General features: G+C 72.0%; 25 protein-coding genes and 1 pseudogene. 10 read left to right on the top strand and 16 right to left on the bottom strand.

Annotated features, from left to right (window positions below; translation table 11 throughout):
• The 7 genes and pseudogenes from ACFV5H_RS07390 to ACFV5H_RS07360 all read right to left on the bottom strand — a co-directional run.
• Window positions 1–1,280: pseudogene (locus ACFV5H_RS07390) on the bottom strand (5,6-dimethylbenzimidazole synthase); the annotation flags it as partial.
• Window positions 1,281–1,649: 369 nt separating this feature from the next.
• The gene (gene cbiE / locus ACFV5H_RS07385) at window positions 1,650–2,861 is read right to left on the bottom strand and encodes a precorrin-6y C5,15-methyltransferase (decarboxylating) subunit CbiE (protein ID WP_385049221.1); all 1,212 of its coding nucleotides are present in this window, start codon (window positions 2,859–2,861) and stop codon (window positions 1,650–1,652) included.
• A 116-nt stretch (window positions 2,862–2,977) separates the two neighbouring features.
• Window positions 2,978–3,616 carry a GNAT family N-acetyltransferase gene (locus ACFV5H_RS07380; RefSeq protein ID WP_385049223.1) on the bottom strand — a complete coding sequence of 213 codons (639 nt, stop codon included), beginning with the start codon at window positions 3,614–3,616 and terminating at the stop codon, window positions 2,978–2,980.
• Between the two features lie 131 nt (window positions 3,617–3,747).
• Window positions 3,748–4,575 (bottom strand): MetQ/NlpA family ABC transporter substrate-binding protein, encoded by an 828-nt coding sequence (locus ACFV5H_RS07375; protein WP_385049226.1) that lies wholly within the window; start codon window positions 4,573–4,575, stop codon window positions 3,748–3,750.
• A gap of 69 nt (window positions 4,576–4,644) precedes the next feature.
• A complete protein-coding gene (locus ACFV5H_RS07370) occupies window positions 4,645–5,382 on the bottom strand; it encodes a methionine ABC transporter permease (protein ID WP_385049228.1) in 738 nt (245 codons plus the stop codon).
• Window positions 5,379–6,416, bottom strand: coding sequence for a methionine ABC transporter ATP-binding protein (locus ACFV5H_RS07365; protein WP_073933724.1), 1,038 nt, complete (start codon window positions 6,414–6,416; stop codon window positions 5,379–5,381). Before ACFV5H_RS07365 ends, ACFV5H_RS07370 begins: the two co-directional genes overlap by 4 nt.
• Before the next feature lie 397 nt (window positions 6,417–6,813).
• Window positions 6,814–7,464: an HAD family hydrolase gene (locus ACFV5H_RS07360; RefSeq protein WP_385049231.1), complete on the bottom strand. Its 651-nt coding sequence runs from the start codon at window positions 7,462–7,464 to the stop codon at window positions 6,814–6,816.
• 63 nt (window positions 7,465–7,527) lie between these two features.
• Between ACFV5H_RS07360 and ACFV5H_RS07355 the strand changes: the two genes are divergently transcribed.
• Genes ACFV5H_RS07355 through ACFV5H_RS07345 form a run of 3 tightly spaced genes read left to right on the top strand, consistent with a single transcriptional unit; the run spans window position 7,528 to window position 8,699 of the window.
• On the top strand, window positions 7,528–7,884 hold the full coding sequence (locus ACFV5H_RS07355; protein ID WP_385049233.1) for a hypothetical protein: 357 nt from the start codon (window positions 7,528–7,530) through the stop codon (window positions 7,882–7,884).
• Between the two features lie 13 nt (window positions 7,885–7,897).
• Entirely contained in the window at window positions 7,898–8,257 is a 360-nt protein-coding gene (locus ACFV5H_RS07350; RefSeq protein WP_073933722.1) for a hypothetical protein, read from the top strand.
• Window position 8,258: 1 nt separating this feature from the next.
• Window positions 8,259–8,699 carry a hypothetical protein gene (locus tag ACFV5H_RS07345; protein ID WP_385049236.1) on the top strand — a complete coding sequence of 147 codons (441 nt, stop codon included), beginning with the start codon at window positions 8,259–8,261 and terminating at the stop codon, window positions 8,697–8,699.
• On the opposite strand, the gene ACFV5H_RS07340 is transcribed toward ACFV5H_RS07345, so the two are convergent.
• The 3 genes from ACFV5H_RS07340 to ACFV5H_RS07330 form a co-directional block, all read right to left on the bottom strand.
• Window positions 8,700–9,197 (bottom strand): GNAT family N-acetyltransferase, encoded by a 498-nt coding sequence (locus tag ACFV5H_RS07340; protein WP_381226138.1) that lies wholly within the window; start codon window positions 9,195–9,197, stop codon window positions 8,700–8,702.
• A gap of 57 nt (window positions 9,198–9,254) precedes the next feature.
• Window positions 9,255–9,767 (bottom strand): sigma-70 family RNA polymerase sigma factor, encoded by a 513-nt coding sequence (locus tag ACFV5H_RS07335; protein ID WP_385193277.1) that lies wholly within the window; start codon window positions 9,765–9,767, stop codon window positions 9,255–9,257.
• A 75-nt stretch (window positions 9,768–9,842) separates the two neighbouring features.
• A complete protein-coding gene (locus ACFV5H_RS07330; RefSeq protein WP_385049239.1) occupies window positions 9,843–11,024 on the bottom strand; it encodes a glycerophosphodiester phosphodiesterase in 1,182 nt (393 codons plus the stop codon).
• Window positions 11,025–11,450: 426 nt separating this feature from the next.
• On the opposite strand from ACFV5H_RS07330, the gene ACFV5H_RS07325 reads away from it, so the two are divergent.
• Window positions 11,451–12,122, top strand: coding sequence for a 1-acyl-sn-glycerol-3-phosphate acyltransferase (locus tag ACFV5H_RS07325; protein ID WP_085573336.1), 672 nt, complete (start codon window positions 11,451–11,453; stop codon window positions 12,120–12,122).
• A 154-nt stretch (window positions 12,123–12,276) separates the two neighbouring features.
• Here ACFV5H_RS07325 and ACFV5H_RS07320 read toward each other — a convergent pair whose 3' ends face one another.
• The 5 genes from ACFV5H_RS07320 to ACFV5H_RS07300 all read right to left on the bottom strand — a co-directional run bounded on the left by ACFV5H_RS07320 (window position 12,277) and on the right by ACFV5H_RS07300 (window position 18,349).
• Entirely contained in the window at window positions 12,277–13,788 is a 1,512-nt protein-coding gene (locus ACFV5H_RS07320) for an MFS transporter (RefSeq protein WP_385049242.1), read from the bottom strand.
• Window positions 13,785–14,354 (bottom strand): TetR/AcrR family transcriptional regulator, encoded by a 570-nt coding sequence (locus ACFV5H_RS07315; RefSeq protein WP_385049244.1) that lies wholly within the window; start codon window positions 14,352–14,354, stop codon window positions 13,785–13,787. The genes ACFV5H_RS07320 and ACFV5H_RS07315 overlap by 4 nt, the downstream gene beginning before the upstream one ends.
• An 87-nt stretch (window positions 14,355–14,441) precedes the next feature.
• On the bottom strand, window positions 14,442–15,413 hold the full coding sequence (locus ACFV5H_RS07310; protein WP_385049246.1) for an aldo/keto reductase: 972 nt from the start codon (window positions 15,411–15,413) through the stop codon (window positions 14,442–14,444).
• 194 nt (window positions 15,414–15,607) lie between these two features.
• Window positions 15,608–17,041, bottom strand: coding sequence for an argininosuccinate lyase (argH, locus tag ACFV5H_RS07305; RefSeq protein ID WP_385049249.1), 1,434 nt, complete (start codon window positions 17,039–17,041; stop codon window positions 15,608–15,610).
• A 114-nt stretch (window positions 17,042–17,155) separates the two neighbouring features.
• Window positions 17,156–18,349, bottom strand: coding sequence for an argininosuccinate synthase (locus ACFV5H_RS07300; RefSeq protein WP_385049252.1), 1,194 nt, complete (start codon window positions 18,347–18,349; stop codon window positions 17,156–17,158).
• A 204-nt stretch (window positions 18,350–18,553) separates the two neighbouring features.
• Here ACFV5H_RS07300 and ACFV5H_RS07295 point away from each other — a divergent pair, with 204 nt between their 5' ends.
• The 6 genes from ACFV5H_RS07295 (at window position 18,554) to ACFV5H_RS07270 (ending at window position 23,486) form a co-directional block, all read left to right on the top strand.
• Entirely contained in the window at window positions 18,554–19,423 is an 870-nt protein-coding gene (locus tag ACFV5H_RS07295) for a hypothetical protein (RefSeq protein WP_385193274.1), read from the top strand.
• A 116-nt stretch (window positions 19,424–19,539) separates the two neighbouring features.
• Window positions 19,540–20,127: a pyridoxamine 5'-phosphate oxidase family protein gene (locus ACFV5H_RS07290; protein WP_385049257.1), complete on the top strand. Its 588-nt coding sequence runs from the start codon at window positions 19,540–19,542 to the stop codon at window positions 20,125–20,127.
• A 92-nt stretch (window positions 20,128–20,219) separates the two neighbouring features.
• Window positions 20,220–20,402, top strand: a complete 183-nt coding sequence (locus tag ACFV5H_RS07285) for a hypothetical protein (RefSeq protein WP_385049260.1) — start codon at window positions 20,220–20,222, stop codon at window positions 20,400–20,402.
• A 76-nt stretch (window positions 20,403–20,478) separates the two neighbouring features.
• The gene (locus ACFV5H_RS07280; RefSeq protein WP_385049263.1) at window positions 20,479–21,861 is read left to right on the top strand and encodes a ferric reductase-like transmembrane domain-containing protein; all 1,383 of its coding nucleotides are present in this window, start codon (window positions 20,479–20,481) and stop codon (window positions 21,859–21,861) included.
• 52 nt (window positions 21,862–21,913) lie between these two features.
• Entirely contained in the window at window positions 21,914–22,693 is a 780-nt protein-coding gene (locus ACFV5H_RS07275; protein ID WP_385049266.1) for an FMN-binding protein, read from the top strand.
• A 55-nt stretch (window positions 22,694–22,748) separates the two neighbouring features.
• Window positions 22,749–23,486: an FAD:protein FMN transferase gene (locus tag ACFV5H_RS07270; RefSeq protein WP_385049316.1), complete on the top strand. Its 738-nt coding sequence runs from the start codon at window positions 22,749–22,751 to the stop codon at window positions 23,484–23,486.
• Between the two features lie 358 nt (window positions 23,487–23,844).
• Here the strand turns inward: ACFV5H_RS07270 and ACFV5H_RS07265 are convergent, their stop codons facing one another.
• On the bottom strand, window positions 23,845–24,378 hold the full coding sequence (locus ACFV5H_RS07265) for an arginine repressor (RefSeq protein ID WP_385049268.1): 534 nt from the start codon (window positions 24,376–24,378) through the stop codon (window positions 23,845–23,847).
• Between the last annotated feature and the right edge of the window lie 5 nt (window positions 24,379–24,383).

Here is a 24,383-nt window from a genome sequence, read left to right as displayed (position 1 = left end):
GCCTGCGCTTGGACGGCCTGAGGAACCTCAGTCACCTCACCAGCCTGCGGCACGACGGCCTCGGCGGCCTGCGCCTGAACGGCCTGAGGAACCTCAGCCGCCTGCGCCTCGACAGCCTCGGCACCCGGCACCTGACCGGCCTGAGGCGCCTCGCCCTCCTGCACGGCGGCCGGTCCGGGCTGCTGAACAGCCTGCGGTGCCTCAGCCTCCTGGGCGTGGTCCGGTGCGGTGGCCACCGCACCCGGGGCCTGGGCGTCCTGCGGTGCCTCGGCGGCCTCCGCGACCGCCTCACCGGCCTGTGGTGCCGCGGGGTCGGGACCCGGTACCTGAGCGCCGTGGGAAGCGTCCGCCCCCGGGGCGTACTCGGAAACGGCGGCCTGCGGTGCCTCGGCGACCTGAGCGGGGTCCGGCACGGCGACCGGTGCCCGACCGGCCTGCGGCACCTCGGCCGCCAGGGCGTGCTCCGGTGCCGTGGGCCCGGCGACCGGGGACGCCTCCGGTTCCGGAGCCGCGGGCTCGGGTACGGGCGTCCGGGCAGCCTGCGCGGGCTCGGCGGCAGACGTGCCGGACGGGCCGTGCTCCGCGGCCGGGACCGGGACGGTCCCCTGTTCCCCGCCCTCGACCGAGGCGCTCCCCGCAACGGCGGCAACGGCACCCCCGGTGTCCTGCTGTACCGCCCCCGCCTCCGCGGCGACGCGGGTCACGACTGCCTGGGCCGCACCCATCGGTTCCGGAGCCGGAACAACCGTTTCCGCGGCCACCGCCCCCGCGCCCACCGCGGGCTGCGCGCCCCAGGGAGCCGCGGCCTGCGGTGCCGCCGCCTCGCGCGCGTGCGGAATGTCGAGGTACTCGGGGCCGAGGGACGGCGGGCCGGCCTGGCGGGCCGGCACGTCGGCGGGACCGCGGTCGGCGAGGGATCGCACCGGGCCGGCGTTGACGTTGGGGATGGGCGGGCCGAGGTGCAGCGGGCGGCGCGGCGCGGGCGGCGCCGGCTGCGGCGGCTCGGGGAGCCGGACGCCGCCGAGGTCGACCGAGCCGCTGTCACGGCCGGACATCTCGTGCGGGCCCGGCTGGTGCACGGTCTCGACGACCGGCTCGGGCACGGGCGGGGCGATCTCGTTGCCCCAGGCGCTCTGGGCGCCGGGCAGCAGCAGGTCTTCTTCCTCGGCGGGACTGTCGGAGAGGTAGGTGTACGCGTCGGGCGCGGGGACGCCCGGCTGCTCCACCATGCCTGCGTTCTCCGGCAGTCCCTCGCCCGGGACCTGGCCGGTGTCGGTCATGCGTACCCCTCGCCCATCGGTTAGTGCTCCTACGACCAGCTCACCCGGAACGGCGCACCGACCGCCCCACACTGAAGAACGAGCGTGCGTCCCCAGCGGCACGAACGGCGCGTCCGGAAAAGGCGACAAAGCCCTTCACCGTCATTCTCGCGGCCGTACGGCCGTCGCGTCAGCTTGATCGGCGACGGTTCCGCTGTGGACTGCGCCACGTTGCGCGTCCTCCGGTTCCTGCCGTACCACGACCCACCCCAAAACGGGCGCGTTTTCCGGACATTGGCCGACGAAGCGCCGGGCGTCCGGGTGCGGTACAACGATCGGCCAGCCTACCTCGCATGGTCGGACAATCCGATCACGGGGACGGCAATCGGATCAGTTGCCGCGCGCGGGCAGCACCCCGCTGAGCAGGAACGCGACGCTCCGCTCCTTCTCCGTCCAGGCCCTGGTGTCGAGTTCGACGGACTGCAGCAGGGCGCACTCCACCTGGTAGCCGTGTTCCGTGAGGTTCCGGCCGATGAGTTCGGCCCCGTCGCGGGTGGCGGCGTGCGTGACGATGCGCTGCGGACGGCGGTCGGCGACCGCGGAGACGACGGCCGCTCCCCCGCCGCCGACCCGGACGACGTCCGGCTCGGGGAGGTTCTCCAGGACGTGCGGGGCGGTGCCGTGGACGATCTGGAGCTGGACCCCGTACCGGTGGGCGGTGGACTCGGTGCGGGTGCAGGCGCGCGGGTCGCTGTCGACGGCGATGACGGCGGCGCCCGCGCGGGCGGCCTCGGTGGCGAAGGCGCCGCTTCCGCAGCCGATGTCCCAGACGAGGTCGCCGGTCCGCGGTCCGAGCCGGGCGAGTTGGGAGATGCGCAGCGGTTCCCGCTCGCCCTCGCCGAGGTCGCCGCCGTACTCCTCGGCCGGCAGCGACCAGCCGCGCGGGCCGGCGGAGGGGTCGCGTCCGGCGAGCCAGCCGCCGGACTCACCGGCACCGGCCCGGCCGCCGACGACGATGACGACATTGGGGTCGCGCCAGGTGTGGTCGGCGGCCTTGTCGGAGGTGACCACGCTGACCCGTTCGCGCTCGGTGCCGAGTTCCTCGCAGATCACGAAGGTGCGGTGGACGCCCTCCATGAGCAGGCCCAGCTCGGCGGGACCGGCGCCGGGCGAAGTGAGAACCGCCACCTTGGTGTGGGCCCGGCATACATTCACCGCGCGTCGCAGGGTGCGCGGGTGTGCGACGACCACGTGGGCGTCGTCCCAGGGCATTCCGGCGCGGGCGAAGGCGGCGGCGACGGAGGAGACGCCGGGGACGACCTCGACCTCGAGGCCGAACTCGGGTGCGCGCAGGGTCCGTACGACGCCGAAGAAGCCGGGGTCGCCGTCGGCGAGGACGACCGCGGTGCCGCGGTGGGCGGCGATACGGCGGGCGGCGAGGGCGACGGAGCCGAGCCGGACGCGCTCGGCGCCGGGGGGCACCTCGGGGAGTGCCAGATGGTGGGCGGCGCCGGCCACCAGCGTGGCGGCGCCCAGCGCGGCGCGGGCCGCCGCGGTCAGCGGCGAACCGTCCCAGCCGATCACCGTGACCCGGTCGGCCATCGTCGTCAGTCTCCTGGGGTCTGCGCAGGTCGTCGTCGGCTGTCCCGCCACGGGGCGGGCTCCGTGAGACTACCTGGTGCGACCGGGGACCGCGCCGCCGGTGCCTCGCGCGAAGGTCAGTTCCAGTCCGTGTACGGGGTGAATCCGCCGGTGTCGGCCAGTTGTCCGTCCGCGCCCTCGATGTCCTCGGGCAGCAGGCTCCATACGATGAAGTCGGTGCGTACGTCGCTCCAGCCGCCGTCCTCGGTGCGGACGTGGGCTATGCAGGCGCCTCTCAGCACGCCCTCGCTGATGCAGCCGATCTTCTGGGCGACCTGCTGCGAGGCGGTGTTGTCGGCGGCGGTGCGCAGTTCGACGCGTTCGAACTTCTGGTCGCCGAAGAGCCACTGGGCGGTGGCGAGCGCGGCCTCGGAGGCGTAGCCCTCGCCGCGCGCCCAGGGGGCGACGATGTAGGACATCTCGGTCGACCGTACGTGCCAGTTGGTCCTGGTGAGCCGGATGACGCCGACCAGGCGCTGGGTGAGGAACTCGGTGACGGCGAGGTCGAGTCCGTGGCCGGCCGCGCGTTCGGCGGGGGCCTGTCCGGTGATCCAGGTGCGGGCGTCCTGTTCGGTGAAGGGCCGGGGGACGTCGGTCCAGGCGGCGACCTGTTCGTCGTTCATCATCTCGGCGAGGGCGGGGACGTCGTCCGTGTCGAGGGGACGCAGCACCAACCGCTCCGTGCTGATGGAGATGTTGGGGAAGGTGCTCGTCATGCGCCGCTCCGTAACCTGAGAGACCGTCGGGTGCTGCTGAACTGCCCAGCATGCAGCATGCAGGCACCGAACCGCACCACGGGGTCCACCCCTTGTAGCGGAGTGGACCCCGTGAGTGGCGCGAGGCCGGATCAGAAGGAGGCGAGGACGGAACCGTCGTACTTGTCCTCGATGAACTTCTTCACCTCGGGGGAGGTGAGGAGCTCGGCGAGCTTCTTCACGCGCGGGTCGTCCTCCTGGCCCTCCTTGACGGCGAGGAGGTTGTTGTTCGGGTTGCCCTCGGCGGCTTCCAGTACGAGGGCGTCCTCCGCGGGCTTGAGGTCGGCCTCGATGGCGTAGTTGCCGTTGACGACCGCCGCGTCGACGTCCTCCAGGGAACGGGGCGTCTGGGCCGCCTCCAGCTCCTTGAAGGTGAGGTTCTTCGGGTTCTTGGTGATGTCCGCGGGGGTCGCCGCGGTGCCGACGCCGTCCTTGAGGGTGATCAGGTCGTTGGCGGCGAGCAGCTGCAGGGCGCGGCCCTCGTTGACGGTGTCGTTGGGGATCGCGACGGTGGCGCCGCTCTTCAGCGCGTCGGCCTTGTCGACCTTGTTCGAGTAGAGGCCGAGCGGCTCCAGGTGCACGTCGACGACGGACACGATGTGGGTGCCGTTCTTCTTGTTGAAGTCGTCGAGGTACGGCTGGGTCTGGAAGAAGTTGGCGCCGACGGAGCCGTCCTCGGTCGCCGTGTTCGGGGTGACGTAGTCGGTGAACTCCTTGACCTCGAGGTCGAGGCCGGCCTTCTCGGCGAGGTTGTCCTTGACGAAGGTCAGGATCTCGGCGTGCGGCACGGGGCTCGCGGCGACGACCAGCGGGCCGGAGGTGTCGGAGGCGGCGTCCTTGTCCGAGCCGCAGGCGGTGAGCCCGAGGGTGAGGGCTCCGGTGGCGAGGACGGCGGTGGTGATCTTGGCGGTGTTACGCACGAAAAGTGCCTTTCCTTGGGTGGTGCGGCCCCGTATGGGTGGACGGGGAGTCTGGGGTGGGGCTGGGGCTCAGGCGACCTTGCTGATGTCGGCCGCGGCGGGCTCCTTGGCCTTCAGGAGCCGGAGCCTGGGCGAGGGGCCGGAGCGGCCGCCGCGGCGGTGCAGGGCGCGGGCCGCGTAGTCGCCGGCGAACTGGATGAGCGAGATGACCACGGCGAGGATCGCGACGGTGATCCACATCAGGCCGGTCTCGAAGCGCTGGTAGCCGTAGCGGACGGCGAGGTCGCCGAGTCCGCCGCCGCCCACGGTGCCGGCCATGGCCGAGTAGCCGATGAGGGCGATGACCGTGGTGGTGGTGCTGGCGATCAGCGAGGGCAGCGCCTCGGGGACGAGGACCTTGCGGACGATCGTCCAGGTGTTGCCGCCCATGGCCTGCACGGCCTCGACGAGCCCGTGGTCCACTTCGCGCACGGCCGTCTCGACGAGGCGGGCGAAGAAGGGGATGCCGCCGATGGCGAGCGGCACGATCGCGGCCTCGCTGCCGATGGTGGTGCCGGTGATCCAGCGGGTGAAGTCCATCAGGGCGACCATGAGGATGATGAACGGCAGCGAGCGGCCGATGTTCACGATCTGCCCGATGACCTTGTTCACCAGGGTGTTCTGGAGCAGCCCGCCCTTGTCGGTGAGGACGAGCAGGATGCCCAGGGGAAGGCCGCCGACGACGGCGATCAGGGTGGACCAGCCGACCATGATCAGCGTCTCGGTACACGCCTGTTCGAGCAGCGGCTGCATCTGGGTCCAGGTCACTTGGCCCCCTCCTTCACCAGCGCGGGCTGTTCCCGGTTCACGACGTCGATCTGGAGGCCCTGTTCGCGCAGGAAGCCGACGGGGACGACGTTGTCCTCGTAGCGGCCGGGCAGTTCGATGCGCATCCGGCCGACCTGGAGGCCGCCGACGGTGTCGATGGCGGCGCCGAGGATCGATATGTCGATGTTGTAGGTACGCGAGAGCTGGGAGATGACCGGCTGGGTCGCGCTCTCGCCGTGGAAGGTGACGTCGAGGACGGTGCGGTCGTCGCCGGAGGCCTCGCCGCCGACCGGGAACAGCGCGGAGGCCAGTTCGGAGCCGGGGGTGGCGAGGAGTTCGGTGACCGTGCCGGACTCGACGACGCGGCCGTTCTCCATGAGGGCGGCCGAGTCGCAGACCGACTTCACGACGTCCATCTCGTGGGTGATGAGCAGGACGGTGAGGCCGAGCTGCCGGTTGAGGTCGCGCAGGAGCTGCAGGATCGAGCGGGTGGTCTCCGGGTCGAGGGCGCTGGTGGCCTCGTCGGAGAGCAGCACCTTGGGGTCGCCGGCGAGGGCGCGGGCGATGCCGACGCGCTGCTTCTGGCCGCCGGAGAGCTGGGCGGGGTAGGCCTTGGCCTTGTCGGCGAGGCCGACCAGGTCGAGCAGTTCCAGCGCCTTGCGGGAACGTTCCTTCCCCGACTTCCCGAGGATCTCCAGGGGCAGTTCGACGTTGTCCTGCACGGTGCGCGAGGAGAGCAGGTTGAAGTGCTGGAAGACCATGCCGATACGGCTGCGCGCCTGCCGCAGTTCCCTGCCGGCCCGGGGGCCGCGGCCGGCGAGCGCGGTGAGGTCCTGGCCGGCCACGGTCACGGTGCCCGAGGTGGGGCGTTCCAGCAGGTTGACGCAGCGGATGAGGGAGGACTTGCCGGCGCCGGACTGGCCGATGACGCCGTAGACCTCGCCTTCGCGGACGTGCAGGTCGACGCCGTCGAGGGCGGTGACCTCACGGCCGCGTGAGCGGTAGACCTTGGTGAGGCCCGAGGTGGTGATCACGTGGGTATCCGTCACTGTCGAGTGCGCGGCGCGTCGTGGGCGCCGGGCACGAGGCATTCAGGGTCGAAAGCAGCCGGGCGGCACGGATCTCGGTGGGGCGTGGCGGTGGAGACCGTGGAGAAACGTGCGCGCGGGGGCGTGACTCAGTCACACATGCGGGGCATGCGGGCGGACATGAGCGGGCTCTCGCTTCGGGGCGCGAGGCTCAGATGGTGCAGGGGCCCTCTGTCAGGCGCACATTCGGCGACACATACACCGAGCACCGGGCGTCGTGGGCGCCTCGGTCGCGGGGATGCGGTCGCTCGTCGTGGTCATGCGATCAGTAAAGCAGACGTTTGCTCCTGACCGGACACGGCTGTCCGTATTCTGGACAGCCGTGGACAGTGGTGCGCGCGCGTCAGGGACGTACGGAGATCTCCACTCCCCCGTCCGTGACCAGTGCGGACAGGGCCGAGAGGTCCTCGACGACGAGGTCGGCGGTCAGCTCGTGGGCCCGGTGGGTTGTGGCCAAGGCCACGGTGGTCATGCCGGCGGCGCGGCCGGCCTGGAGTCCTGCGGGGGCGTCCTCGAAGACGACGCAGTGCGCGGGGTCGACGCCGAGGGTGCGGGCGGCGAGGAGGTAGGGCTCGGGGTCGGGCTTGCCGCGGGTGATGTCGTCGGCGGCGACCAGGGTCTTGGGCAGGATGCCGACGGCCTCCAGGCGGGCCTCGGCCAGGCGCCGGGTGGCGGAGGTGACGACGGCCCACCGCTCGGCGGGCAGCGCGGCGAGGAAGTCAGCGGTCCCCGGCAGCAGTTCCACACCGCCGTTGGGTACGTCCTCGACCTCCAGGTCCTCGATCCGCGCGACGGCCTCCGGCACTACACGGGCGGGCAGCAGATCGGCGGCTATCTCCGCGGCCGGCCGCCCGTGCAGTTCGACCCGCCCGAACTCCTCGGCCGTGATCCCGTACTCGACGGCCCACCGCGTCCAGCAGCGGTTCACGGAGGAGAGGGAGGAGACGAGGGTTCCGTCGTTGTCGAACAGCAGGGCCTGTGCGTGGATGGTCATGCCATCGACCTTACGGGCCCGCCGGACCTTGCCGGATTCCCCGGCCGTGGCGATCATCACGGCATGAGACCCGAGGTGAGCGCCTTCGTGGCGGACGGACCGCTGCCCGACGAGGAGACCGGGGAGGAGGCGGAGATCGACCGCAGGGCGCGGCAACTGGAGGCGATGACGCGCCCGCTGGGCCTCGCTGAGGCGGAGGCCCTGGCCGGCTGCTTCGGGCCGGACGACTGCTACGGGCTCGCCTGGACGATGGCCCACCTGATCGAGACCGCCCCGGGCCCGGTGTACACGCCGGAACCGGCGTCCGACGTGGGCGCGCACGCGCGGATCCGCGGGTGGGCGGTCGCCGCCGGACTGGTCACGGAGGACACCGGGCCCGGCGCTCCCGGGGGCGAGGACGGCGGGGGTTTTCCGGCGTAATAGGGTCACTGCCATGCTTGATGTCCTGACGGTGGTGACCGGTGTCGCCGCGTTGCTGCTCGGCGCCTGGTGCGGGTGGGCCGCCTACCGTGACCAGCCGACGAAGGACTGGCACTTCATCGGGATGGCCGTGGTCACGCTGCTGGCGCTGGCGCAGCTGGTCGTCGGGATCGTGCAGCTGGCCCGGGGCGAGAAGCCGGAGCAGGGCACGACGATCTTCGTGGCGTATCTGCTCGGCGCGTTCGCGTGCGTCCCGGCGGCCGGCTTCATGTCGCTGGGCGAGCGCTCCCGCTGGGGTTCGCTGACGGTCGCCGCGAGCGGTGTCGTGCTGGCCGTGCTCGAGGTGCGCCTCTATGACATCTGGGGAGGCTGAGATGGCCGCGACGCAGGAGAAGCCGGCCAGGACGCGGCTGATCGGCGGTCCCGGACTGCTGCTGGTGTGGCTGTACGGGGTGATGGTCGTCGGCGCGGTGTCGCGCTCCGCGTACCAGATCGCCACCGAGTTCGACCGGGCGCCGCTCGCCTACGCGTTGTCGGCGGCGGCCGGTGTGGTCTACGGCTTCATCACCTACACCCTGGTGCGCGGCGGGGAGACGGCCCGCAGGGCGGCGCTGGTGTGCTGCGCCGCCGAACTCGTGGGCGTACTGACCGTGGGGACCTGGACGCTGGTGGAACCGTCCGCGTTCCCCGACGCCACCGTGTGGTCGGACTACGGGATGGGCTACCTCTTCATCCCCGTGCTGCTGCCCCTCACCGCCCTGTACTGGCTGCGCAAGGCGCGGCCGGGGCAGCGGGGGCAGCGGCCCGTGTCCTGATCAGGCGGTCGTCGCGTAGGCCTGCGCCTGCTTCTCCAGGACGATCATCGGTACGCCGTCGGCGCCCTGGGAGGTGCCCACCCGCTGGTAGCCGACCTTGCTGTAAAGCCGCAGGTTGCTCTCGCTGCGGTGCCCGGCGTGCAAGCGGAAGGTCCTGGCGCCGCGCTCGCCGGCCAGGGCGGACTCCGCGGCCCGCAGGAGACGCGCGCCGATGCCGTGTCCCTGGAGTCGGGGGTGGACGCAGAGCTTGCCGATCGCGGCGGCGCCCTCCTCGGTGATCCTGCCGTGCACCGAGCCGACGATCTCGTCGCCGAGGCGGGCGACGAAGACGCAGTCGGCGGCGACCTCCTCGCGGACCGAGTCGAGGGTCTGGACGAGCGGGTCGATGCGGTAGTTGCCGTAGAGCGCCGCCTCGCTCTGGAAGCACAGGTACTGCAACCTGAAGATCTGCTCCGCGTCCTGCTCGGCCGCCGCAGAGATGGTCACGCTCATGCCCATGTGCGCATGCCTCCCGCTCACCTGATCACCTGTCGTCCCCCACTCCTATCCCCGTCCTCAGCGCGCCGCAACCTCCCGTGTGAGCAAACGACGCAGACATCCCAGGCATCTGGAACGTTCCGGACCGAGACTGCCCTGTGAGATACCCAACTCCCCTGCGATCTCCCGGTATGTCGGGTCGCGCGGGGAGAGCAGCGCCTCCATCAGCTCGGGGCAGCGGCCGGGCAGCCGTCGTACGGCGTCCCGCAGGGCACGGCGGCGGGCGGCGGCGAGCGCGAGACCTTCGGGACCGTGGTGGCCGGTGTCCGCGGGGTCGCCGGCCAGCGCCGTCTCCCGGCGGGCGCGGCGGCGGGCGCGGCGGGCCTCCGCACGGACGGCCCGGCGGATCCAGCCCGGAGGGTCGGACGGCGGACCGCAGGTGGCGAGACGCTCCAGGAGGCGCAGCCACACCGCCTGTTCCAGGTCGCCCGGTTCGGTCCCGGAGCCGAACGCCTCGGCGGCGGCCTCCGCGGTGAGCAGCGGACGCAGGGAGGCGACCAGCTCGTACGCCATGACCGGCTCGTGTGTCATACGCGCAACGACTCGGCCGCTCCGGGCAGGGTTGCCCGGAGCGGCCCGAAATCCCCCCTGCCGGGGCAAAGCAGGTCAGCCGTTGACGAATTCCTCGCGGGCCAGCAGTCCGGTGTCCGGGTTGTCGGTGAAGACGCCGTCGATGCCGGTGGCGAAGTACGCCCGGTAGGCGCCGAAGACGTCGCCGTAGGCGTCGGGGTCGGTGCCCTCGCGGAAGTCGGCGGGCAGGAAGGGGTTCTCGTTGCGCAGGGTGTAGGGGTGCAGGATCAGTCCCGCGCGGTGGGCGTCCCGCACCAGCGTGGTCGGCTCGGTGAGCCGGCCGGCCGCGTCGCGCGGGATGACCAGGTCGAGGGTGGGGCCGATGCCCTGGGCGTAGCCGGCGATCTCGCGCAGGCCCCTGCGGGTGACGAGGTCGGCGACGGTGCGCGGGTCACCCGTCTCGACGAAGTCCCAGGGGCGGGTGGTGGCGCCGGAGAGGAGGACGACGAGGGGGTTGTCGACCAGCTTGTTCAGGCGCTCGATGCTGGTCGGCTCGAAGGACTGGAGAATGACCGGCGCGTTCTTGTCGTCCTTGCCGTGCCGGCGCAGCAGCTCGGCGACTCGCTCCTCCAGGTCCAGCCCCAGCTTGCGGAAGTAGGTGGGGTGCTTGAGCTCGGGGTAGATCCAGACCTGCCTGCCGCGCCTGCGGGTCTGCTCGTCCTGCCAGCGCAGCACCTCCTCGAAGGTGGGGATCTCCCATCGGCCGTTGTAGAGGGTGTTGTGCGGGCGGTTGGCGGGGATGCGCTCGACGGCGCGCAGCCGCTTCAGCTCGGCGAGGGTGAAGTCCTCGGTGAACCAGCCGGTGACGGAGGCGCCGTCCAGTGTCTTGGTGGTCCGGCGGCCGGCGAACTCGGGGTGGTCGGCTACGTCCGTGGTGCCGCCGATCTCCGGTTCGTGCCGGCAGACGAGGTGGCCGTCCCTGGTGGGGACGAGGTCGCCCGCCTCGACGATGTCCGCGCCCATGTCGAGGGCGAGCTGGTAGGCGCCGAGGGTGTGCTCGGGCCGGTAACCGCTGGCCCCGCGGTGGCCCACGATGGTGGGGACGGGCAGGCTCTTCAGCCCCCGGCCGCCGCCGTGCCGGCCGCCGTGCCGGGCGTCGGCGGCTCTCGCCGTGCCGCCCAGGGCCAGGACCGATCCGGAGGCGCCGAGCACCGCCGCTCCGAGGAGGGCCCGCCGTCCGGTTCCGCCCGCCTGTTCGTTCGACTCCCGCGTTGCCATGAGGGTCCTCCTGGTGTCGGCTCGTCCGGTGCGGGGCGATCGTAGGTGCGTGTGGATGACGCACGGGAGACCCCGGGCCGAACACACGGGTGATGTCACGTGACGTACGCCCCTCATACGGATGACGTACGTCTGTCGTATTCCGGCCGGGATGTGACGGCTCGTCCGGTTGGGCCGGGCGGGGAGGGGCACGCGTGCGGTGTGCGGTCCCGGGCTCGGCCCGGGCGAGTTGCGTCACAGCGTGACGGCCGTGTTGCTCACCGGCCACGGGCAGGCCACCGCAGGTGAACCCGGGTCAAGAGTGAGTAAGACCTCGGTGAACTCCCGCGATCTCGATGTGCGCAACCCCCCGGGCCGCGAGTAATGTCCTCACCTGCACAGACTCGTACGGCATGAACTCACGTCCGTTTCCCACCGGAGGGCCCGTTGTCCCGCTTCGCGCTCATCAAGGCAGTGCTCGGTCCGATCATGCGCCTGATGTTCCGCCCACAGGTGGAGGGCGCGGAGAACATCCCGGGCGACGGTCCCGTCATCCTGGCCGGCAACCACCTGACGTTCATCGACTCGATGATCCTGCCGCTCGTCTGCGACCGTCAGGTCGTCTTCATCGGCAAGGACGAGTACGTCACCGGCAAGGGCCTCAAGGGGCGGCTGATGGCGTGGTTCTTCACCGGCGTCGGCATGATCCCGGTCGACCGCGACGGCGGCCGGGGCGGGGTGGCGGCGCTGATGACCGGGCGCCGGGTGCTGGAGGAGGGCCGGATCTTCGGCATCTATCCGGAGGGCACCCGCTCCCCCGACGGCCGGCTGTACCGGGGCCGTACCGGTATCGCCCGGCTCACCCTGATGACCGGCGCGCCGGTCGTGCCGTTCGCGATGATCGGCACGGACAAGCTGCAGCCGGGGGGTGCGGGGGTGCCCCGGCCGGGCAAGGTGACGGTTCGTTTCGGTGAGGCGATGGAGTTCTCCCGTTACGACGGGATGGGGCGTGACCGGTATGTGCTGCGGGCGGTGACCGACTCGGTGATGACCGAGGTCATGCGGCTGTCCGGGCAGGAGTACGTGGACATGTACGCCAGTAAGGCGAAGGCCGCGTAGCACCGGCTTCCCGGGGGTGGGGGCGGGCTCGGGTCGCCTTTCGGGCGCGGGTGCGTTGTGGCTGGCCGCGCCCACGCGGCGGAGCCGCATATCGAGACAGCCCCGCGCCCCTGACGGCTCGCTGCCCAGCCGTTGACTTCAGGTGCCCGTGCTCCTAGAGCCGTTGGTTCCGGAGCATGAACCATGCCGCTGCCGCCGCTGCCAGCAGGACCGCTGCTCCTGTGCCCGCTGCCAGGGTGAGGCCGTCCACGAAGGACTGGCGGGCCGCGTCCAGCATCGGCTGGGCGATGCCGGCGGGCAGGTGCGACGCCGCTTCCAGCGCGCCGCCCAGGGACTCGTGGGCCTCCGCCGGGGTGCCCGCCGGGCCCGTGAAGCCGCGGTAGACGCCGGTCACGATGGAGCCGAGTACGGCGATGCCGAGGGCCGCGCCGAGTTCGTACGCCGTCTCGGAGACGGCGGAGGCCGCGCCCGCCTGTTCCTTGGGCACGCTGGAGAGGATCACGTCGGCGGTCACCGTGAAGGAGAGACCGGCGCCCAGGCCGACCACCAGCAGTGCCGCCCCGAGCAGGGGGTAGCCGGTGGACCGGCCGATCACCGTCAGCGCGGCCAGGGCCAGGCCGATGGCCGCCAGTCCCCCGGCGACGACCGAGCGCACCGACCAGCGCCGGGCGGCCCGGCCGGCGACCAGTCCGGCCGCCACCGCGCCGATCGCGGCGGGCAGTTCGGCCAGTCCCGCCTCGAACGGGCGCCTGCCCTGCACGAGTTGCAGGTACTGCGAGAGGAAGAACACCAGCCCGGACAGGCCGAGGATGGTCAGCAGATCGGCGAGGACGGCTCCGCTGAACCCGCGGTGGCGGAACAGCCGCATGTCCAGCAGCGGGACCGGGAGGGTGAGCTGGCGGCGTACGAAGCCGTACAGGGCGCCCGCGCCCAGCAGCCCGGCGACCAGGGCGGACCGGGCGAAGCCGTGGCTCGCGGTCTCCTTCACCGCGTACACGACGCCGACCATGCCGACCAGGGACAGGACGACACTGGCCAGGTCCCAGGGGCCGGGGGCCGGGGTGCGGGACTCGGGGAGCAGCTTGACGCCGACGGCCACCAGGACGGCCATCACGGGCAGGTTGATCAGGAAGACCGAGCCCCACCAGAAGTGTTCGAGCAGGAAGCCGCCGAGGACCGGCCCGACGGCGGTGCCCGCGGAGGCGGTCGCGCCCCAGATGCCGATGGCGAGGCTGCGTTCGCGCGGGTCGTGGAAGAGGTTGCGGATCAGGGCGAGGGTGGCCGGCATCAGGGTGGCGCCGGCGACACCGAGCAGGGCGCGCGCGAGGATCAGCACCTCGGGCGTGTGCGCGTAGGCGTTGAGCACGGATATCGCGCCGAACGCGGTGGCGCCGACGAGCAGGATCCGCTTGCGGCCGACGCGGTCGCCGAGGCTGCCCATGGAGACGAGCAGACCGGCGATGACGAACGAGTAGACATCGCCGATCCACAGCAGCTGGGTGCCGGTGGGGGCGAGGTCCTCGCTGATGTACGGGGTGGCGAGGCCGAGGACGGTCGCGTCGACGGCCACCAGCAGCACGGCGAGCACGAGGACGGAGAGCGCGAGCCACCGGCCCGGCCGCTTCACCGTCCCGGTCGTGGTCTCGGGCCGCAGGGCGCTGGTCATGATTCCTTCCTTCGCGCCGGGGCGTCCGGGCGTCGTACGCCGCCGAGCAGCAGCTCGACGATCATGTGGGTGAAGTCCTTGGGGGCGACCCGGCCCTCGGCCACCGCCCAGGCGGCGGAGGCGAGCAGTCCGTAGAGCGCCTCGGTGAGCCAGGCCGGGGTGAGGTCGATGCGGAACTCACCGCTCGCCTGGCCGCGCCGGAACAGCGCGGCGATGCGCTCGTCGATCGCGGCCCAGCCCTGGTTCTGCTCCTCGCCCTCGAACAGCTGGTTCTCGCTGTAGAGGAAGGCGAGCAGGGGGGCGTGCGGTTCGATCCCGGCGACCAGGCGGCGTACGGCGTCGGCGGCGGGCCCCTCGTCGGGCCGGGCCGCGGTCAGGGCGGCCTCGCACTCGGCGATCCCGAGCGCCTCCAGTGCCCGCACCAGCGCGTCCCGCCCGGCGAACTGCCGGTGCAGGGTGGCGCGGCTGATCCCGGCGGCCTTGGCGACCTCGTCCATGGTCGCGGTGGATCTACGGGTCAGCAGGGCGGCGGCACTGCGCAGCACATGGTCACGATCGACAGCCATGAGACAACCATACCCCATGTGAGACATTGATGTCTCATTCAAGGCGTACGGGTCTCACGGCTGTCGCGTGATGAACGGCTGGGTGCCTCAGTGCCAGGGCAGCTCTCCGCGCCGCTCCCAGTAGGCCCGGGGCTCCTCGACCAGGGTGGCGAGACGGGACACCTGGTCGTCGGTGAGGTCGACGGCGGCGGCGTGCAGGTTGGAGGCGAGCTGGACGGTGGTGGCCGCGCCGGAGAGCACTACACCGGCCCACGGCTGCCGCAGGACCACCGCGAGGGCGACGGCGTCACAGCCGAGCCCGGTCTCCTCGGCGACGGTCCGCAGCGCCTCCGGGGCGTTCGCGGCGGCGAGCCGGCCGTTGGCCATGCCCTCCTTGACGATCACGGTGAGCCCGGCGTCACGGGCCTCGGCGAGCGCGGGCCCGGCGGAGGTCTCCAGGGCGTTGTACGTCGACTGGACGGTACGGAAGAGGGGCTCGCCGTCGACCGTGACGGCGAGGGCGGCGCGGATGGCGTCCGCCTGGGCCGGGCCGCTGGTGGAGAAGCCGACGGTGAGGCCCTGCCCGGCCGCCTCCGCGAGCCGGGCGTGCAGCTCCTTGTCGGTGAGGGCGGGGCTCTCGGGGGTCACCGAGTGGATCTGGTAGAGGTCGAGCCGGTCGCCGAGCAGTTCCTCGGTCTCGGCGCGCTGACGCTCGTACGCCGTGAGGGAGTGGTCCTTGACCTCGTGCCGCTCGGCGTCGGTGGTCCAGTCGGCGGTGTAGGTGTAGCCCCATTTGCTGCCGATGACGATGTCGTCGACGTCGGTCCTCTTCTTCAGCCAGTCGGCGAGGAACTCCTCGGAGCGGCCGTAGGAGCGGGCGGCGTCGAAGTAGCGGACGCCCTGGGCGTAGGCGGCGTCGAGGAGTTCGTGACTGCGGGTGCGCAGCGTCTCGACGCTGCGGTCCTCTCCGAGGTCGTTGTCCCGGCCGAGGTTGATGTAGCCGGGGCGGCCGATGGCGGCGAGGCCGAGGCCGAGGTGGCAGGTGGGGGTTGTCGCTGTTGCCAGTCGGGCGAAGGGCATCGCGGGCTCCGTTGGTCGGGACCGGTACGGTTCCCGACCAACGTAACCCCCGATGACCTTGGCTTCGCCCAAGAGCTCGGGTCCTGCGGTTGTTTCGCGGGTGCGGGTGCGTCATGGCCTGTCGCGCCCACGCGGCGGAGCCGCACCTCGGTACGGCCCCGCGCCCCTGGGGAGCTGCCCCCAGCGGCGTCCGATCAGCTCTGCCGCTTTGCGTTCGCCCACTCGTGCTGGGCCGCCACGTTCGCCTTCACCTCTGCCAGCTGGATCGCGACCGCGCTCGGGGCCGTGCCGCCCCTGCCGTCGCGGGAGGCGAGGGCGCCGGGGACGCTGAGGACCGAGCGGACGTCCGGGGTGAGGTGGGTGGAGATCTTGGCGAACTGTTCGTCGGTGAGTTCGTCCAGTTCCTTGTTCTCGGACTCGGCGACCTTGACGCACTCGCCGGCCACCTCGTGCGCGACGCGGAACGGCACACCCTGCTTGACCAGCCACTCGGCGATGTCGGTGGCGAGGGAGAAGCCGGCCGGGGCCAGTTCCTCCATGCGCTCGCGGTGCACGGTGAGCGTGGCCATCATGCCGGTGAAGGCGGGGAGCAGGACCTCCAGCTGGTCGATGGAGTCGAAGACCGGCTCCTTGTCCTCCTGGAGGTCGCGGTTGTAGGCGAGCGGCAGGGCCTTGAGGGTGGCCATCAGGCCGGTCAGGTTGCCGATGAGGCGGCCCGACTTGCCGCGTGCCAGCTCGGCGATGTCCGGGTTCTTCTTCTGCGGCATGATCGACGAGCCGGTGGAGAAGGCGTCGTGCAGGGTCACGAAGGAGAACTCCTTCGTGTTCCAGATGATGATCTCCTCGGCGATCCGGGAGACGTTCACGCCGATCATCGCGGTGATGAAGGCGAACTCGGCGACGAAGTCGCGGGAGGCCGTGCCGTCGATGGAGTTGGCCGCGCTGCCGTGCTCGAAACCGAGGTCCGCGGCGACGGCCTCCGGGTCCAGGCCCAGGGAGGAACCGGCGAGCGCGCCCGAGCCGTACGGCGACACCGCCGTGCGCTCGTCCCACTGGCGCAGCCGCTCCGCGTCCCGGGACAGCGCCTGGACGTGGGCGAGGACGTGGTGGGCGAAGAGCACCGGCTGGGCGTGCTGGAGGTGGGTGCGGCCGGGCATGGCCACGTCCGGGTGGGCCTCGGCGAGGCCGGTCAGCGCGTCCTGGAGGTCGGCGATCAGACCGCCGACGATGCGGGCGTGGTCGCGCAGGTACATGCGGAAGAGGGTGGCCACCTGGTCGTTGCGGGACCGGCCGGCGCGCAGCTTGCCGCCGAGGTCGGGGCCGAGGCGCTCCAGCAGGCCGCGCTCCAGGGCGGTGTGCACGTCCTCGTCGGCGATGGTGCCGGTGAAGGAGCCGTCCGCGACGTCCGCTTCGAGCTGGTCGAGACCGGCGGTCATCCGGGTCAGCTCGTCCTCGGTGAGCAGCCCCGCCGTGTGCAGCACGCGGGCGTGGGCACGCGAGCCGGCGATGTCGTAGGGCGCGAGCCGCCAGTCGAAGTGGACGGACGCGGACAGCTTCGCCAGGGCCTCGGCGGGACCGTCGGCGAAACGGCCGCCCCAGAGCCGTACGTCACCGCTGTTGCTGCTCACTGCCTGCGCTCCTCAAAGATGGTGATGTACCACGCGCCCCATAGGGACGCGGGGAACTGCGCGACCAGCCGCAGCGGGCCCGCAGTTCCCCTTCCACAGCGACAACCTGACCGGTCAGGCCAGATCCCGCTTCGCGGCGATCTTCGCCGACAGACTGTAGATGTCGATGAACCCCTTGGCAGCGGCCTGGTCGAACGTGTCGCCCGTGTCGTACGTGGCCAGGTTGAAGTCGTACAGCGACGACTCCGAGCGCCGGCCGGTGACGACGGCGCGGCCGCCGTGCAGGGTCATCCGGATGTCACCGTTGACGTGCTGGTTCGCCTCGGTGATGAAGCCGTCCAGGGCGCGCTTGAGCGGGGAGAACCACTGGCCGTCGTAGACCAGTTCGCCCCAGCGCTGCTCGACCTGCCGCTTGTAGCGGGCGAGCTCGCGCTCGACGGTGACGTTCTCCAGCTCCTGGTGGGCGGTGATCAGGGCGATCGCGCCGGGGGCCTCGTACACCTCGCGGGACTTGATGCCGACGAGGCGGTCCTCGACCATGTCGATCCGGCCGATGCCCTGGGCGCCGGCGCGCTCGTTGAGCTGCTGGATCGCCTGGAGGACGGTGACGGGCTTGCCGTCGACGGCGACCGGCACACCTTCCTTGAAGGTGATGACGACCTCGTCGGGTTCGCGCGCCACGGCGGGGTTCTGCGTGTACTCGTACACGTCCTCGATCGGCGCGTTCCAGATGTCCTCGAGGAAGCCGGTCTCGACGGCGCGGCCGAAGACGTTCTGGTCGATGGAGTACGGGGACTTCTTGGTGGTGGCGATCGGCAGGCCCTTGGCCTCGCAGAAGGCGATGGCCTTGTCGCGGGTCATGGCGTAGTCGCGGACCGGGGCGATGCACTTCAGGTCGGGGGCGAGGGCGACGATGCCGGCCTCGAAGCGGACCTGGTCGTTGCCCTTGCCGGTGCAGCCGTGGGCGACGGTGGTGGCGCCGTGCTTCTGCGCGGCGGCGACGAGGTGCTTGACGATCGTCGGGCGGGACAGCGCGGAGACCAGCGGGTAGCGGTCCATGTAGAGGGCGTTGGCCTTGATCGCCGGGAGGCAGTACTCCTCGGCGAACTCGTCCTTGGCGTCCGCGACCTCGGCCTCGACGGCACCGCAGGCGATGGCGCGCTTGCGGATGACGTCCAGGTCCTCGCCGCCCTGGCCGACGTCGACCGCAACGGCGATGACCTCGGCGCCCGTCTCCTCGGCGATCCAGCCGATGGCGACGGAGGTGTCCAGACCGCCCGAGTAGGCGAGTACGACGCGCTCGGTCACGGGTTTCTCCTTACAGTGCATTCGCTGACATGCATGAGTATGCAGGAGTCCGCATGAATCGTCAATCTGCTCGCGAATCCGGGGCCGGGCTGAACATCGGAAACCGCTTTCGCGTACTTGTCGCCGGACGCAGGCGCCGCGTCGGACCGATCGAGACAGCACGACAGACACCCGTGACACCCCCGACCCGAGTGAGGCATCCGCATGTCCAGGGCCCTTCCGAAGTACAACAAGCGCCGTATCGGCTTCATCGGCGGCGCCGCCGCGCTGGCGCTGTCCGGCGCGGTGATCGCCGGCTCCGCACTCGCCGGTGAGTCGTCCGGGGACGGCGGCGACGCGGACGTCCGGACGCTGGCGGGGCCGGGCACGGTCTCCTGCCCGGACGTGGCCCCCGAACTGCCCGCCATCCCCGCCTCCGCGCAGGCCGAGGTCGACCGCAACCTCGGCGACCTCGACAAGCAGATCGCCGAAGCCGACCAGCGCCTCGTCGACACCGTCGGACAGGGCGGACCCAACTTCGTCCAGAACGCCATCCTCGGCCCCCTGGAGGACAAGCGCGTCGCCGTCATCAACCGCATCGCCACCGCCATCGGCCGCACCGCCGAACGCCCCTCCGGACTCGACGCGCTCGCCCCGTGCTCGCTCGACGCGGAGGGGCAGGCCGGGCAGGACGAGGCGGGCGCCGGCGAGGAGGCGACGACACCGCCGGCCGAGAACGGCGGGCAGGACGCCGGTCAGGGCGCCGGGGAGGACACCGGCCAGACCGGGAACGACACCGGCGTCGGCACGGTCTCCTGCCCGGACGTGGCCCCCGAACTGCCCGCCATCCCCGCCTCCGCGCAGGCCGAGGTCGACCGCAACCTCGACGACCTCGACAAGCAGATCGCCGAAGCCGACCAGCGCCTCGTCGACACCGTCGGACAGGGCGGACCCAACTTCGTCCAGAACGCCATCCTCGGCCCCCTGGAGGACAAGCGCGTCGCCGTCATCAACCGCATCGCCACCGCCATCGGCCGCACCGCCGAACGCCCCTCCGGGCTGGACTCCCTGGCCGCCTGCACACTCACCAAGTGAGGTGACAGGCGCCGTGGCCGCCCCGTACAAGCGCCGGCCGGGGCGGCCACGGTTTTTCCCCGGCCGGTCACCAATTGCTTAGACAAACGAAAGACCTGGTCCCATAATCGGTGGACATGGGAAAGACCTATGAGCGCATAGACGGCCGCCTCCGCACCTTCATCGAGGAACAGCCGGTCTTCTTCACCGCCACCGCCCCCCTGTCCGCCGACGGCACGGTCAACCTCTCGCCCAAGGGGCTCAAGGGGTCCTTCGCGATCCTCGACGAGCTCACCGTCGCCTACCTCGACTTCGCCGGCTCCAACGCCGAGACCATCGCCCATCTGCGGGAGAACGGCCGGATCACCCTGATGTGGTGCGCGTTCCAGGGGCCGCCGAACATCGTGCGCGTGCACGGGCGCGGGGAGCCCGTCTTCCGGGACGACCCCCGCTTCGGGGAACTGCTCACCCATTTCCCCGGCATCGACCCCTCGCTCCACGGCCTGCGCGCCGTCGTCGTCGTGACGGCCGAACTGATCCGGGACACCTGCGGATACGGGGTGCCCTTCATGGCGTACGAGAGCGAACGGGACCTGCACGCGAAGCGGTTCGCGCGGGAGGACGACGCCTCGCTCGACGCGTACTTCACCAAGAAGGAGTACATCGCGACCAGCCTGGACGGACTCCCCGGGCTGCCGTTGCCCCTGCCGCCCTCCACCGTCTGAGCCATGCGCCCGGGTGCCGCCCCCGCCGCCGTACTCGTCCCCCTGTCCCTGCTCCCGCTCGGCGCCGGCCGTCCGCGCCGCCGCCGGACCGGATGGCGGACACCGGGGGCGGCACCCGGCTGATCACCGCGGTGGCACCGGGCACCGGCTCCAGGACCGGCACGGTCACCTGGTGGGACCGCGAGGACGGCCGCTGGGTGGCGGCCGGTTCCGCGCGGGGTCCGTACATCGGGATCGGGATCAGGAGCGGGCGCACGGCGATCACTCGCCACTGAACCGGGATTCCCTCTGAACACTCCTGCGTGACGGCACGTATCTGTGGGCCAAGGGTCAAGTCCCCACGGAGGAACCGTGACCACCACGCTCGCCGGCGGCCGTGCCGCCCGCCGCCAGACGATGCGCCGCATCCGTCCGCGCCGCTCCCCCGCCGTGCCGTTGCTGCTCGCCGTCGGCGCGGGCGCGGTGGCCGTGCTGTGGCTGTGGTGGACCAACACGCCGTCCATCGCGGACACCACCGGGAAGATCGTCGCCGCGGGCCGGATCACCGGTCTGCTCGCCGGCTATCTGATGGCCCTGGTGGTGCTCCAGATGGCGCGGGTGCCCGCGCTGGAGCGCCGGGTGGGTTCGGACCGGGTCGCCCGCTGGCACGCGATGAGCGGCCGCTACACCGTCAGCCTGGTGATCGCGCACGTCTTCCTGATCATGTGGGGCTACGCCCGCCAGGCGGGCAGGAGCCTCGGCGACATCGTGCAGCAGACCATCACCTCCATCAACACGCTGCCGGACATGGGCAAGGCCGCCATCGGCACCGGTCTGCTGTTCGTCATCGCCTTCCTCTCCATCGGCCCGATCCGGCGCCGGCTGCCGTACGACGGCTGGTACCACGTGCACCTGCTGACGTACGCGTCGGTCTTCCTGACGTTCTGGCACCAGATCACCACCGGCAACGAGTTCGCCGTCGAGCCGACCGCGAAGACCTTCTGGTACGGGCTGTACGGCATCGTGACCGCGCTGGTCCTGTGGTACCGGATCATCACCCCGGTACGGCTGAACATGCGGCACCGGATGCGGGTCGAGGCGGTCGTCGAGGAGACGCCGGGCATCGTGTCCGTGCTGATCGGCGGGCGCAGGCTGCACCGGATGGGCGCGGAGGCCGGGCAGTTCTTCCGCTGGCGGTTCAAGGCGCCGGGCATGCGGTTCAGCTCCCACCCGTACTCGCTGTCGGCGGCGCCCCGCCCGGACATGCTGCGGATCACGGTCAAGGCGATCGGCGACCACACCTCACGGCTGCGCGAGCTGGAGCCCGGCACGAAGGTGTGGGCGGAGGGCCCCTACGGGGCGCTGACCGCGCAGCGCCGCAGCCGTGGCAAGGTGCTGCTGGTGGCGGGCGGAGTGGGGATCACCCCGATGCGGGCGCTGTTCGAGACGCTGCCCGGCGCCTCCGGTGACATCACGCTGCTGTACCGGGCCAACAGCACACAGGACCTGGCGCTGTGGGGCGAGCTGGCGAAGATCGCCGACGAGCGGGGCGCCCGGCTGATGTACGCGGTGAACAGCCCCGACGGGGAGCGCCCGGACATCTCGGCGGAGAGCCTGCAGCGGAAGATCCCGGACGTCGACCGCCACGACGTGTTCATGTGCGGTCCGCCCGGGTTCGCGCAGTCGGTGTACGAAGCGCTGCGCGGCGCCGGGGTCCCCGCGCGCCGTATCCATCACGAGTCGTTCGAGATGTGAGCGACGGGCCATCCACCCGGGTCATCCACAGCCACCAGGAGCTTGAGAAGCGATGAGGAAGAGTCACCCCGTCCGGCGTGCCGTGCTCGCGACCGCCGCCACCGTGTCCGGCATCGTGCTGCTGCTGTCGCTCAAGCCGGCGTCCGATCCCGGCTCGGCCGCCGCGGCCGGCGGCGCGGCCCCGCCCGTGGCGGCCCAGTCGCCGCAGGGCGGCGCCGCCCAGCCCATCGGGAACGGCACCGTCACCGGTGACGCGGCGCGGACCCAGTACGGCGCGGTGCAGGTCCGGCTGACGGTGAGCGGCGGGAAGATCACCAAGGCCGAGGCGGTGCAGGCACCCGAGGGCGGGCAGAGCGACCGGATCACCTCCAACGCCGTGCCCAGGCTCAACCAGGCGGCCGTCGCGGCGCAGAGCGCGGAGATCGACGCGGTGTCGGGGGCGACCTATACGAGTTCCGGGTACAGGAAGTCGTTGCAGTCGGCGCTGGACAAGGCGCGGGCGGCCGGGTCCTCGGGGTCCTCGGGGTCTTCCGGATCGGACGGTGCCGGGAGCGCGCAGGCGCGGACCGTCACCGGGGACGTGGCGCAGACGCAGTACGGGCCGGTACAGGTGCGGATCACCGTCAGCGGCGGGAGGATCACCGAGGCGGAGGCGGTGCAGAAGCCCGAGGGCGGGCAGAGCGACCAGGTCAACTCCGACGCGGTGCCGAAGCTCAACCAGGCGGCGGTGGCGGCCGGCGACGCGGGGATCGACGCGGTGTCGGGGGCCACGTACACGAGCGCGGGGTACAAACAGTCGCTTCAGTCGGCGCTGGACAAGGCCGGTGGCTGACACGGTGGCCGAGCCGGCCGAGGCTCCCGCCGCGGTGCGTCACACGGAGGAGACGATGGGGACCGTCTTCTCCCTCGACGTCCGCGGCGGGGAACCCGCTGTGGTGCGCGCGGCGCTCCAGGAGGCGGTCGCGGGGCTGCACCGGGTCGACGAGGTGTTCAGCACGTACCGCGACGACAGCCAGGTCTCCCGGCTGGCGCGGGGTGAGCTGAGCGTCGGGGAGTGCGATGCCGAGGTCGCCGAGGTGCTGGAGCTGGCGGCGGAGGCGGAGCGGGTGAGCGAGGGCTGGTTCAGTCCGCGTTACCGGGGGCGGCTCGATCCGACGGGCGTGGTGAAGGGCTGGGCCACGGAGCGGGCGGCGCGGCGGCTCGCTGCCGCGGGGGTGACGGGGGTGAGTGTCAACGGGGGCGGGGACGTCCAGTTGCTGGGGGCGCCGGGGGCGGGGCGGCCGTGGCGGGTGGGGGTGTCGGACCCGTTGCGTCCGGGCGGTCTCGCCGCCGTCGTCTCCGCGGCCGGGGCCTCGGAACTGGCTGTGGCGACGTCCGGCACGGCCGAGCGGGGCGATCACATCGTCGACCCGCGCACGGGCCGTTCCGCGGTGACCGACCTGGTCGCGGTGACGGTCGTGGCCCCTCGCCTGACGTGGGCGGACTGCTGGGCCACGGCGGCGTTCGCGATGGGGTCGCGGGAGGGGCTGCGGTGGCTGGAGTCCCTCCCGGACGTCGAGGCGCTGCTGATCACGGCGGGCGACGAGGTGCGGTGCACCGGGGGGCTGGCGGGGTGGCTGGGGTGAGCGGTGCTGCGGGGTGAGCGGTGCTGCGGCTGAGGTACCGACGTTTCACTCGCCCGCGTTCGCGAGGTGCCGCCGCGCCCACCCGTGCCGCCCCAGCGGCACGACTGCCCGCGGCTGCGGGGGCGGTGGCCGAGGCTGCGGGGCCGTGGCTGCGGGGCCCCGCGGTCGGGAGTACTGCAGTTCCCCCGGGGGCGCGGGGAACTGCGCGACCGGCCACGGACGGCCCGCAGCCGGCAGACCACAGCCGCGGGAACGCGAGTACTCGGCCGGCCGTACCGCAACTCCTCCGGGGGCGCGGGGAACTGCGCGACCGGCCGCGTACGGCCCGCAGGGGACGTACCGGAAATCCGCGGAGCGATCAGTGGCCGTTCTGGGCCAGGCGGAGCAAGTGGTCCGCCAGGGCCTGGCCTCCCGTCGGTTCCCGGCTGATCAGCAGCAGCGTGTCGTCGCCGGCGATCGTGCCGAGGATGTCGTGGAGTTCCGCCTGGTCGATGGCCGAGGCCAGGAACTGGGCCGCACCGGGCGGGGTGCGCAGGACGACCAGGTTCGCGGAGGCCTCCGCGGAGATCAGCAGCTCCTGCGACAGCCTCCGCATCCGCTCCTCCTTGGCGGACTCCCCCAGCGGCGCCCGGGGGGTGCGGAACCCCCCCTCGCTCGGCACCGCGTAGATCAGGTCGCCGTCGTTGTTGCGGATCTTCACCGCGTTCAGCTCGTCCAGGTCCCGCGACAGCGTCGCCTGGGTGACGCTCAGCCCGTCGTCCGCGAGCAGCTTCGCGAGCTGGCTCTGCGACCGCACCGGCTGCCGGTTGAGGATGTCCACGATCCGGCGGTGGCGTGCGGTGCGCGTCTGCGGCACGGCGGGCCCGGCCTGCTGCCCCTGCTCCTGGCTCATCGTCG

This window comes from Streptomyces sp. NPDC059787, from assembly GCF_042732315.1.
Taxonomy (GTDB): domain Bacteria; phylum Actinomycetota; class Actinomycetes; order Streptomycetales; family Streptomycetaceae; genus Streptomyces; species Streptomyces atrovirens.
This window is presented reverse-complemented; position numbering and strand designations above follow the sequence as displayed.